This is a genomic window from Marivibrio halodurans, from assembly GCF_017963645.1.
Classification (GTDB): domain Bacteria; phylum Pseudomonadota; class Alphaproteobacteria; order UBA8366; family Aestuariispiraceae; genus Marivibrio; species Marivibrio halodurans.
On record NZ_JAGMWN010000001.1, the window covers coordinates 26,789 to 38,167 of the forward strand.

The 11,379-nt window shown below is 66.4% G+C and carries 6 protein-coding genes; 2 read left to right on the forward strand and 4 right to left on the reverse strand.

What is annotated here, in order from left to right:
* Positions 1–155: 155 nt before the first annotated feature.
* The gene (locus KAJ83_RS00140; protein ID WP_417568565.1) at positions 156–1,268 is read left to right on the forward strand and encodes an NAD(P)/FAD-dependent oxidoreductase; all 1,113 of its coding nucleotides are present in this window, start codon (positions 156–158) and stop codon (positions 1,266–1,268) included.
* Positions 1,269–1,416: 148 nt separating this feature from the next.
* Positions 1,417–3,606, forward strand: a complete 2,190-nt coding sequence (locus KAJ83_RS00145; protein WP_210679997.1) for a malate synthase G — start codon at positions 1,417–1,419, stop codon at positions 3,604–3,606.
* A 28-nt stretch (positions 3,607–3,634) separates the two neighbouring features.
* Here the strand turns inward: KAJ83_RS00145 and KAJ83_RS00150 are convergent, their stop codons facing one another.
* The 4 genes from KAJ83_RS00150 to KAJ83_RS00165 all read right to left on the reverse strand — a co-directional run bounded on the left by KAJ83_RS00150 (position 3,635) and on the right by KAJ83_RS00165 (position 10,997).
* Positions 3,635–5,179, reverse strand: coding sequence for a sensor histidine kinase (locus KAJ83_RS00150; protein ID WP_210679998.1), 1,545 nt, complete (start codon positions 5,177–5,179; stop codon positions 3,635–3,637).
* A 395-nt stretch (positions 5,180–5,574) separates the two neighbouring features.
* Entirely contained in the window at positions 5,575–6,963 is a 1,389-nt protein-coding gene (locus KAJ83_RS00155) for an MFS transporter (protein ID WP_210679999.1), read from the reverse strand.
* An 83-nt stretch (positions 6,964–7,046) separates the two neighbouring features.
* Positions 7,047–9,509, reverse strand: coding sequence for a GcvT family protein (locus tag KAJ83_RS00160; protein ID WP_246484118.1), 2,463 nt, complete (start codon positions 9,507–9,509; stop codon positions 7,047–7,049).
* Positions 9,510–9,650: 141 nt separating this feature from the next.
* Positions 9,651–10,997: a TolC family protein gene (locus tag KAJ83_RS00165; RefSeq protein WP_210680000.1), complete on the reverse strand. Its 1,347-nt coding sequence runs from the start codon at positions 10,995–10,997 to the stop codon at positions 9,651–9,653.
* Positions 10,998–11,379 lie beyond the last annotated feature (382 nt).

Consider the following 11,379-nt stretch of genomic DNA (forward strand, 5'->3'; position numbering starts at 1 on the left):
GATCGGCCTGGGCGTGGCGATGCGCGCGGGGTTGGAGGCGGAAGGTGGCCCGCGCGCCCTTGCTTGGCAAGCGCGCGCGGGCTAAGGGCACGGGCGGAAAAGGGCGGCTCTCGGGGGCGGCGCCGGGAGATCGATGGGGGAATGATGGCGGCATGATGGAGACGGAACGGGTCGATTGCGTCGTGATCGGGGCCGGGGTCGTGGGCCTCGCGGCCGCCCGGGCGCTCGCCATGGCGGGGCGCGACGTCGTGGTGCTGGAGGCGCTGGACCTCATCGGCTCCGTCACCAGCGCGCGCAACAGCGAGGTGATCCACGCCGGCATCTATTATCCAACCGGCGGCTTGAAGCATCGCCTGTGTCTGGAGGGTAAGCGTCGGCTCTACGACTATTGCGAGACGCGCGGCGTGCCCCATCGGCGTTGCGGCAAGCTGATCGTCGCGACCTCCGAGGCGGAAAACGGAACGCTGGAGGGCATCCTAGCGAAGGCGGAGGCGAACGGGGTGGAGGAGATGCGCATGCTCTCCGCCGCGCAAACCTCGGCGATGGAGCCGGACCTCGCCTGTACCGCCGCGCTCTGGTCCGGCTCGACCGGCATCGTCTCCAGCCACGACCTGATGGTCGCCTATCGTGGCGAGGCGGAGGATCACGGTGCCATGATCGCCTTCAACACGCCGGTGCTGCGCGGCGCGGCGGGCGATGATGGGCGTATCGCGATCGAGACGGGAGGCGACAGCCCGATACGCCTGGAGGCCGATCTGGTGGTGAATGCCGCGGGCCTCGGCGCGCAGGGCGTGGCCCGGGCGGTCGAGGGTGTGCCGGCCGACAGCATCCCGCCGCTGTTCCTGGCCAAGGGCAATTACTATGGCCTTACCGGGCGCGCGCCCTTCACGCGGCTGATCTATCCGGTGCCGGTGGCGGGCGGCCTCGGCGTGCATCTGACCATCGATCTGGGGGGGCAGGCACGGTTCGGGCCCGACGTGGAGTGGATCGAGCAGGAGGATTACGACGTCGATCCGGCGCGCGCCGAGAGCTTCTACGAGGCCGTGCGCCGCTATTGGCCGGGTCTGCGGGACGGCGCGCTGATCCCCGGCTATGCCGGTATCCGTCCGAAGATCGCCAAGCCCGGTGGCTCCGGCGAGGATTTCATCATCCAGGGGCCGGAGGATCACGGGCTGCCCGGCTATGTCGCGCTCTATGGGATCGAGAGCCCGGGCCTCACCGCCTCGCTCGCCATCGCGGACCGGGTGGTGGAGAAGGCGTCGGGCTGAGCCTTCCGGTCCCGAGGACCCCACGAACGCTTGACTATGCGGGGTGCGGCCTTGATTTTACCGGGCCGCGCGCGGACGTGTCGCGTGATCAAATTGATAAGAACGTGACCGACCGAAGAAGTCGATTGAATTGAAAAAGGGGGCACCCATGGGAGAGACCGACCGGAAGCTTGATACCGGACCCTATGTCGAGCGGGCGTCGCTCAAGGTGGCGGAGGAACTGGCCGCCTTCATCGAGCGGGAGGCGCTGCCCGGCACCGATGTCGATCCGAAAGCCTTCTGGGACGGTTTCGCGCGGCTGGTGGACGAGTTCGGACCGCGCAATGCCGAACTGCTTGCCCGGCGGGATGAATTGCAGGCCGCGATCGACAAATGGCATCTGGAAAATCGCGACCGCGCCCACGATCACGAGGCCTATAAGGCGTTCCTGACGGAAATCGGGTACCTTCTGCCGGAAGGCGGGGATTTCTCGATCGAGACCGCCAATACCGACCCCGAGATCGCGACCGTGCCCGGCCCGCAGCTCGTGGTGCCGATCACCAATGCACGCTATGCGCTGAACGCCGCCAATGCGCGCTGGGGCAGCCTCTATGACGGCTTCTACGGTACCGACGCCATGGGGGCGCCGCCGCCCGCCGGCGGCTATGACGAAGGGCGCGGCGCGCGTGTCGTGGCCCGCGCGCGGGTGTTCCTGGATCAGGCTTTCCCGGTCGAGGGGATCAGCCATTCGAGCGCGACGGCCTATGCGGTCGAGGGCGGGGCGCTGACGGTCGACGGCCATTCGCTCGACCAGCCGGAGAAGTTCGTCGGCTATCGCGGGTCGGCCGACGCGCCGGATGCGGTATTGCTGCGCAACAACGGCCTGCATGTGGAATTGGTCTTCGATCGCGAGCATCCGATCGGCAAGCGCGACCGCGCGGGCCTCGCCGATGTGCGGTTGGAGAGCGCGGTTTCCGCGATCATGGACTGCGAGGACTCCGTCGCCTGCGTCGATGCCGAGGACAAGGTCCTGGCCTATCGCAACTGGCTCGGCCTGATGAAGGGCGATCTGGAGGAACGGCTGGAGAAGGGCGGCAAGACCATCACGCGCCGCCTCAACCCCGATCCGGACTTCACCGCGCCGGACGGCTCGGGCGCGGTCTCGGTCAAGGGGCGGGCGCTGATGCTGGTGCGCAATGTCGGCCATCTGATGCGCAACCCGGCGATCCGCGACGGCGCGGGTAATGAGGTTTTCGAGGGGCTGATGGACGCGATGGTGACGAGCCTGATCGCGATCCACGATCTGAAGAAGACGCAAGGCCCGCGCAATTCCGTCGTGGGTTCGGTCTATGTCGTGAAGCCGAAGATGCACGGGCCGGAGGAGGTCGCCTTCTCCGACGAGATTTTCAGCCATGTGGAGGCGGTGCTGGGCCTGCCGCGCTATACCGTCAAGCTCGGCGTGATGGACGAGGAACGGCGCACCAGCGTCAATCTGAAGGAATGCATCCGTGCCGCGAAGCACCGGGTGGCCTTCATCAATACCGGCTTCCTCGACCGCACGGGCGACGAAATCCATACTTCGATGGAGGCCGGTCCCTTCAGCCGCAAGGACCAGATCAAGAAGAAGGGCTGGATCGCCGCCTACGAGAATCAGAACGTCGATATCGGCCTGGAATGCGGTCTTTCCGGCAAGGCGCAGATCGGCAAGGGCATGTGGGCCATGCCGGACAAGATGGCGGCCATGCTGGAAGCCAAGATCGAGCATCCGAAGGCCGGCGCCAACTGCGCCTGGGTGCCGAGCCCGACGGCGGCGACGCTGCACGCGCTGCATTACCATCAGGTCGATGTCTTCGCGGTGCAGCGGGGTCTCGCCAAGGGCGGGCGGCGCGCGCTGGTCGATGCGCTTCTGGATATTCCGTTGGCCAGCTATCGCAAATGGACCGACGCCCAGATCCGCCGCGAGGTCGAGAATAACGCGCAAGGCATCCTCGGCTATGTCGTGCGCTGGATCGATCAGGGGGTCGGTTGCTCCAAGGTGCCGGACATCAACGATGTCGGCCTGATGGAGGATCGCGCGACCTGCCGCATCTCGGCCCAGCATGTCGCCAACTGGTTGCATCATGGGGTGGTCGACGAGGCGACGGTGCGCGAAATCCTGCGCAAGATGGCGGAGATCGTCGATCGACAGAACGCGGGCGACCCGGCCTATATCCCGATGGCCCCCGGTTTCGATGGGGTGGCTTTCCGCGCGGCCTCCGACCTGATCTTCAAGGGGACGAGCCAACCGTCGGGTTATACCGAGCCGCTGCTGCACGCCTATCGTCTGGAAGCCAAGGCGGTTGGCGTCGACAACGCCTAAGGCAGCATTGCCGGGCGCGGATGGGGTTTTATTGCCCCTTCGCCTCCGGGCGGGGCGGTAGGGAAAAACGGACCGTGGTTCCGACGCGCGGCTGGCTGGCGATATCGAGCACGCCGTCATGCGCCTCGACCACGGTTCGGGACAGCCAGAGGCCGAGGCCCGCGCCCTCCGCCCGACGCTTGAAGGAAACAGTGCCTTGGGAGAAGGGCTCGGTAATGCCCGGCAGGTCCGAAGGCTCGATCCCGATTCCGGTATCCTTGACCATGAAGGTCACCGCGCCTTTTGGCTCGCGATGCGCGCGGACGACGATTTCGCCGTTCTCGGTGAATTTCCGGGCGTTGTGAATGAGGTTGCTCAGCACTTGGCGGATACGCCGTTCGTCGCCATAACCGACGAGGCGGTCATCCGGCAGTTCGGTTCGGATCGGCACATGCCGGTTCCCTTGAAGCTCCGCCAGTTCGATGCAGCGGCGGACGAGAGCGGCGGCGTCGAAGACGTCCTTCTCCAGATCCAGCGTCCCGGCCTCCGCCTTGGACAAGTCCAGCATGTCGTTGATCAGTTCCAGCAGAAGGGATGCCGAGGCCGCGATGTCGGCGGCGTAGTCCCGATGCTGTTCGAGGCTGAGGTCGTCGATCACGCTATCACGCATGATCGAGGCGAAACCGATGATGGCGTTGAGCGGCGTGCGTAGTTCGTGGCTCATCATGGCCAGGAACTGGCTCTTGGCGCGGTTGGCCATTTCCGCTTCGGTCTTGGCGAGGGTCAGCGCCTCCTCCATCTCCTTCAGGTCGGCGATCGAGGGCTCCGTTCCACCGACGCCGAGCAGATGGCCGTGGCTGTCGCGCACCGGAAACTTCAGAACCATGTGCTGCTTCCCGGCGAGCGTGATTTCGCGCGTGAAGGTTTCCCCCGTTCGCAGGACGCTCAAATCCTCGTCCACATATTCATGACCCGGCGCCCCGAAGGCTTCGGCCGAGGTCAGCCCCACGACATTGTCCGTGGGCGCGCCATAGAGTTCCAGCAACGCGCGGTTGGCGACCGTGAAGCGTGCCTCGCGATCCTTGAAGTAGAGCGGGAAGGGGACGGAGCGGATCAGCGCGTCGAGCCGCGCCGCGTCGATATCCATATCGATCGCGTTGATGGAGATCGTCACCACCCCGACAACCTCGTCGGTGCCGGGCGCGCGCAGCGGCGCCTTGGAGGTGCGAACCATCACCGGGTCCCCGCTGGGGGCGAAGCTTTGCTCGAAGGTCGCGGGCAGGGTCTCTCCCGACAGGATGCGACGATCCGCTTGCCGAATGGCGTGGGCGAGCGACCGGGGAACCAGGTCCTCGATCCGACCGCCGATGGCGCCGTGCTCGGACACGCCCAGAAGCTCCCTGACGGCCCGGTTCATGACGAGATAGCGGCCGTCCTCGTCCTTGACGGAGATGGCTGCCGGGATCGCATCCATCGCCGCGTCGAGCAAGGCGGCGCGCGCACTGGCCTCGCTGTCGGAAGCCTGGCGGGCTCGCATGTCGTGAATCAACGTGATGAGCTCTTCGCGGCTCAGCTTTTCAAGGTCTTTGCTCAAGGGTTCCGTGATCCGGTGGCCGTTTGTCCCGGATCATACCGGGACGGTACAATGTTACGCGCAGCCCGACCTTTCGGCCGACCAGCGCCCTCCTGCCCCGATCCATCCATGGTGCGATCGAAATTGCCGTCCCGGCAAATGATCCCCGTTAAGCTAGCAGCCTTCCAATACGTTTGAAAGACACGGAAATCGCGCTTCGTTCCAAGAGTGTGATGCTTCCATATGGCGTAACCTGATACGCCGCCTTGGATCGTTTCCCGAGCCCCCGGACCGCGTCGAGGCCGCTTGACGATGAACCCATATCGCCTGCACGCCCCTCCTGACCGGGAGCCTGGAGAAAGCGCTCTCGGGCGGCTCCATATGGAACCAACATGTATCCAGGACCGAGCGGCGCTCTAGGACCGCGCGGCGCGCTCCATGGCTTCGGGGTGGGGCAGCGCACGGGCATGGAAGGCGGCGATCAACGCCAGGACGCCGGCCGCGGCGACGGCCACCAGGATTCCTCCCGATTCCACGAGCCATCCGACCAGGAAGGCCGAGAGCGCGATCAGCCCGACGGCGCTGTTCGCGAAGGCGGCGTAGAGCGCCTTTTCGTCCTTCGGCGCGCCATCGACCAGATAGGTCTTGCGGCCGAGGCGCACGCCCGATTCCGCGATGCCGAGCAAAATGAAGACGCCGGTATAGAGCCAAAGGCTCCAGGCCGGGTCCGGGCCGACGATGAATTCCATCACGAAGGCGAGCGAGGCGGCGCAAGCCCCGGCGGCGGCCGCCGCCGCCATCACCTTTTGCGGGGCCGTGTCGGAGAGTCGCCCCCAGAGCGGGCTGGAGACGATGTTCGCCAGCCCCACGCCGAACACCATGAGCGCCAGAGCTCCCGCCCCATGGCCATAGAGATTGGCGGCCTGGATGGCGTAGATCGGCATGGCGAGTTCGATGGAGAGCAGTAGCGCGCGCGCCTTGACGAAACGGTTATAGGGCGCGTTCTCGCGCATCAGGGCGAGACCGGCGCGCAGCGACTGCGCCATCGACCGTCCGCCGCCGGTCGATCCCGGCAGTTCCGATATCCCCGCGAAAGCGAGGGTCGCCGCCACCCATAGGGCCGCGGCGCCGAGCACCAGCGGCATCGCGATGGCGGCCCCGTCGTCGACGCCGAATTTCAAGGCCGCCGCGGCGATCAGGACCAGGATACCCCCGATCGTCGCGCGGGCGGAGAGCAAGCGGCCGCGCCGGCCCTTCGGAATGGTCTTGCCCATGACGTCCTGAAAGGCGACCGATGCGGCGCCCGACATCAGGCTGAACAGGGCGAAAAGCCCGACGATGGTCGCGCCCGCGATCGCCCCATCAAGCGATTCGGCCGCCAGGGCGATCAGCACCATGGTTCCCGCCTGTACCGTTCCCGCCGCGACCCAGACCCATTTTCTACAGGCCTGCGCCCGGATCAGGCCCGCGACCGCCATTTGCGGGGCGAGGGAGAAGGCTTGCTTAATTCCCGGGATGACGGTGGCGAAGAAGGCCGGGGCCCCGGCGGCCGTAAGAAGCCAGGGCAGAACCAAACCCGGACTCGCCAATTGCTCCGCCAGCTTGGAGCAGGCGCCGTTCAGCGCGTTGAGCGTGAAGTTGCGCGGTATCTCCGAACATTGACCGTCCGGGATCGCCTCGCAGGCGCGCTCGTCCGAATCGTCGCCGGACAGCACCCGATAGGGCAGATCGAAACGATCGCCCCACGCGCCGGTCCCGCCGCCATTCCCGCCGGGGAGATCGGCGCCCAAGGATTGCGTGCTCATCAGCCGGATTTTCCCTCGTCCAGTCGATACGACCGTGACAGGAAATAGGCGCTTCGGTGGGCGAAGGGAAGGGCGACGTTAGTCTATCCCCGCATCCGTTCGCTCTTCGGGTCGTACCAGGGGCGCAACTGGACCTTCGCCGGATGGCGCGCCCAGGCGATTTCCACCTCCCAGGACCCGGCCTCCAGCCAATCCTTGGTGACGCCGTCCGGGCAGGCGACATACCCCATGGCGAGGCTCTTGCCCAAGCGGTGCCCCCAGGCGCCGGAGGTGGTGGCGCCGACGATCGCGCCGTCGCGCAGGATCGGCTCCTCATGCAGCATCAGGGGGGTGGCCGCGTCGTCCTGCTCCAGCATGATCTGAACCAGACGCCGGGTCGGTACGCCCGCCTCCTTTTGGGTGAGCAGGGCGTCGCGTCCGATGAAGCCGCCCGGCTTGTCCCAGGCGACCGCGAAGCCGAGCCCGGCCTGAAGCGGCGAATCCTCGTCCGCGATATCGTGTCCCCAATGCCGGAAGCCCTTCTCCACGCGGCAGGCGTTCATCGCATGCATGCCGGCATGGCGCAGGCCGTGCGCGGCGCCGGCTTCCAGGATCGTGTCATGAACATGGGCCGCGAACTCGCCGGGGATATAGAGCTCCCACCCCAATTCCCCGACATAGGAGACGCGGCCTGCCTGCAGCTTGGCATAGCCGATCTCTATCTCGCGCATTGCGCCGAAGGGGAAGGCGGCCGTCGACCAGTCGGTATCGGGGGCGAGGGTGGATAGCAGCGCCCGGCTGTTCGGCCCCATCAAGGCGATCTGGTTGATGCCGGATGTCACGTCGGTGGCGAAGCAATGCGCGTCCGACGGGATGTGGCGGGTCAGCCAGGCCAGATCGCGCACCTGCGCGCCGGCGGCGGTGATGACCAGGAAGTCGTTCTCGCCCGTGCGGATCACGGTCAGATCCGCCTCGATCCCGCCGCGCGCGTTGAGCCATTGGGTATAGGTCAGGGCCCCGACCGGCTTGTCCACGTCGTTGGCGCAGAGACGGTTGAGGACGGCGAGGGCGTCGCGCCCCTGCACCCGGAACTTCGCGAAGCTCGTCTGATCGTAGAGCGCGACGGCATCGCGCGTCACCTCGCATTCCGCCTGCGCGTGCGGGAACCAGTTCTGGCGGCCGTAGCTGTAGCGATAGGTTCTCTCCACCCCGTCGGGCGCGTACCAGTTGGGGCGTTCCCATCCCATGGCCTCGCCCATCACCGCGCCGGCGGCGAGGAAACGCTCATGCAGCGGCCCGCGCCGGGCGCCGCGCGCGGTGCGCATCTGATGATGCGGCCAATGCATGGCGTAGAGCAGGCCCAGCGTCTCCGTCGTGCGGTCGCGCAGATAGCGCCGGTTCGACTGGAAGGGATGCAGGCGCCGGACATCGACGTCCGACAGATCGATCGGCGGGTGCCGGTCGCGAATCCAATCGGCCATCACCCGGCCGACGCCGCCGGAGGATTGAATGCCGATCGAGTTGAAGCCGCAGGCGACGAAGAGGTCGCGCACCTCCGGCGTTTCCCCGACGAGGTAGCGGTCGTCGGGCGTGAAGCTCTCCGGCCCGTTGAAGAAGAGTTGGATACCGGCTTCCGCCAAGGCGGGCATGCGCTCCACCGCCTTCTCCAGGATCGGCTCGAAATGGTCGAAATCCTCGGGCAGGCTGTCGAAGGAGAAATCCTTCGGGATGCCGTCCATGCCCCAGGGCTTGGCCTCCGGCTCGAAGCAGCCGAGCAGGATCTTGCCCGCATCCTCCTTGTAATAGCTGTATTCATCGGGGACGCGCAGCACCGGCAGGTCGGTGGAGAGGCCCGGCACCGGCTCCGTCACGATATAGAAATGCTCGGCCGCGTGCAGCGGCAGGCTGACGCCGATATCGCCGCCCAGATCGCGCGACCACATGCCGCCGCAGATGACGACCGTGCCGGCGCGCACGGGGCCCCGCGCGGTTTCCACGCCGACGGCGCGGCCGTTCTCCACCAGGATGCGGGTGACGGCCGTCTCCTCGAAGATCGAGGCGCCGCGCATCCGCGCGCCCTTGGCGAGCGCGGCCGTGGTGTCGATCGGGTTGGTCTGGCCGTCCTTCGGCAGGAAGACGCCGCCGACCGCGCCGTCGAGCGAGACGGAGGGATAGAGCGTCGCGACCTCCGAGGGGCCCAGGACCTCGACCTCGAGCCCGAAATTGCGGCCCATGGAGGCGCCGCGCTTCAACTCTTCGAAGCGGGCGTCGGTGAGCGCGAGGCTGATCGAGCCGTTCTGCTTGAAACCGGTGGCCTGGCCCGTCTCCGCCTCCAGTTCGGCGAAGAGTTCGGAGGTGTATTTGGCGAGTTCCGTCATGTTGCGCGTCGCGCGCAACTGCCCGACCAGACCGGCCGCGTGCCAGGTGGTGCCGCAGGTCAGTTGCTTGCGCTCGAACAGCGCGACATCGGTGATGCCGATCTTCGTCAGGTGATAGGCGATGGAGGCGCCGGCGACGCCCCCGCCGATGATCGCGACATCGACCGACTGCGGCAATTCCTTGGCCAAGGGCGTATCCTCCCGTTTCAGGCGTGGCGAACGATATCGCAATCGAAGGGTAGCCCACCCCCGGGACGATAGAGCCACGCACGCCGGATCGGGCGGGCCAGCCCTCGCTGGTGCCCGCGAGACCCATCCGGTGGGGATGGCCTATTGCAGGGTTTTGTCGTCCTCGGGGAAGACATAGGCGGTCATGCCGACGCGGTCCGGGGTCAACTCCCCGATCGCCAGCAGCAGTTGGTAGGCGGAGAGGCGGGCTTGCGTCTCGAAGGCGATGAGCTGGCGCTGGCGCAGGAACAGCTCGATCTCGGTGTCCAACAGGACGAGCTGCGTTTCCCGTCCGGCCTCGACCAGTTCGCGGCGCGCGGCCACGGCCTCCTCGGTGATCTCCAGCAGCCGGCGCCCGGTCTGGATCGCGTCCCGGTTGAGCCGCAGCGTGTTCCAGGCGCGCTTTACCGTTTCCTCGATCGCCCGGTGGGTTTGCAGATTGCGATCCTGGGCGGCCGATTTCTGATAGCCGGCCGCCTGACTCGCCGAATCGGTCGCGAACCCGTCGAAGACTTGCCACGTGCCGCGTAGAACGACCGACAGGTCACGGCGAATGCCGGGCGTCGCATCGACATTGTTCTCCCAATTCGCGGTGCCTACCAGATTGAGTTCCGGATACCAGCCGGATTCCGCCTGGCGCTGGCTTTCCCGGGCGCGGTCGATCTGGATCGACGCGGCCTCGATGTTCGGGTTCTGGCCGAGCGCGCGATCGATCGCCGTCTGAAGATCGGGAGGAAGCCGGTCGCGCACCACGGGCGGGGCCGTCATGCTCCGATAGTCGGGCGGCTCGCCGAAGATGCGTTCATACTCCGCTTCCGCGTTGACCAACTCGGTCTGAAGCGTGATGCGTTCGTTCGTGGTGTTTTGCAGGCGCCCCTCGGCCAAGAGGCTATCGATGGCAAGGCCGGTCCCTTGATCGACCAGTTGGCGTTGAAGGTCCGTCTGGCGTTGGATCGCCGCCAATTGACGTTCCAGGATTTCAAGTTGGCGGTTCAGTTGCCGCACGCGCCAATAGACGCTCAACCCCTCGAAGATCACCCGCTGGCGGACGGCGCGCAGATTGAGCCGGGCGAGCGTCGCGTCCGCCGTCGCGATCTCGAAGCCCGCGTCGCTGGCATAGCCGTCGAAGAGATTGTAGCGCATCTCCAGCGTGACCTTCTCGCGGGTCAGGCTGGAATTCTCGCCGGGGTCGAGGCGCCGGGCGGGGTTGTCGATATTCTCGTAGCCCTTGTCGCCGGTGACTGTGACGGAGGGCATATAGGCGGACTCCGCCTGATCGATGCGCTTGCGGGACGCGCGCCATTCATTGGCGGCGGCACGGATTTCCGGGTTGCCGCTCAATAAACGGGCGAGTTCATCGTCCAGCGGCCGGGCATCGGCCGGCGCCGTGGACACGAACCCAATTGCGGCCGCCGCCACCATGACGCGGCGGACACGTCGCGTAAGCACGCGCTACCCCCTCTGTCCGACGAGCGTTCAAGCCCCCTCGCGCCGACACTCCACCCCATGCTTGTAGCGGTGCATCGGGGGATGGCGCAAGAACGGCCGACGCCATCCCGCTCATCCGCGCCCGTGCTTGTGACCGTGGTCACAGTGACACCGGCTCCATGTCGCTATAAACTCGCTACAACTTGGGGCGCATTTTATCGGTATTGTGTGCGTGGGCGAAAGCGTGAGGTATTATCCTGTCACGTAAGGGCCCGAGAAATCGGGGATCGATAAGGAATAATCGAGCATTTGGGGGCGTCGGCGCGGGCGCGCGACGCCATGAGGGACGGTCCGCATACGCGGATTTCCTGACGTCCAGCGGTCGGGCCGGTCGGGTTCTAAG

What these genes read in the sequence shown, in the direction of transcription:
- KAJ83_RS00145 (WP_210679997.1), top strand. Translation starts at nt 1,417, where the DNA reads ATGGGAGAGACCGACCGGAAGCTTGATACCGGACCCTATGTCGAGCGG.
- KAJ83_RS00140 (WP_417568565.1), top strand. Translation starts at nt 156, where the DNA reads ATGGAGACGGAACGGGTCGATTGCGTCGTGATCGGGGCCGGGGTCGTG.
- KAJ83_RS00155 (WP_210679999.1), bottom strand. Translation starts at nt 6,963, where the DNA reads ATGAGCACGCAATCCTTGGGCGCCGATCTCCCCGGCGGGAATGGCGGC.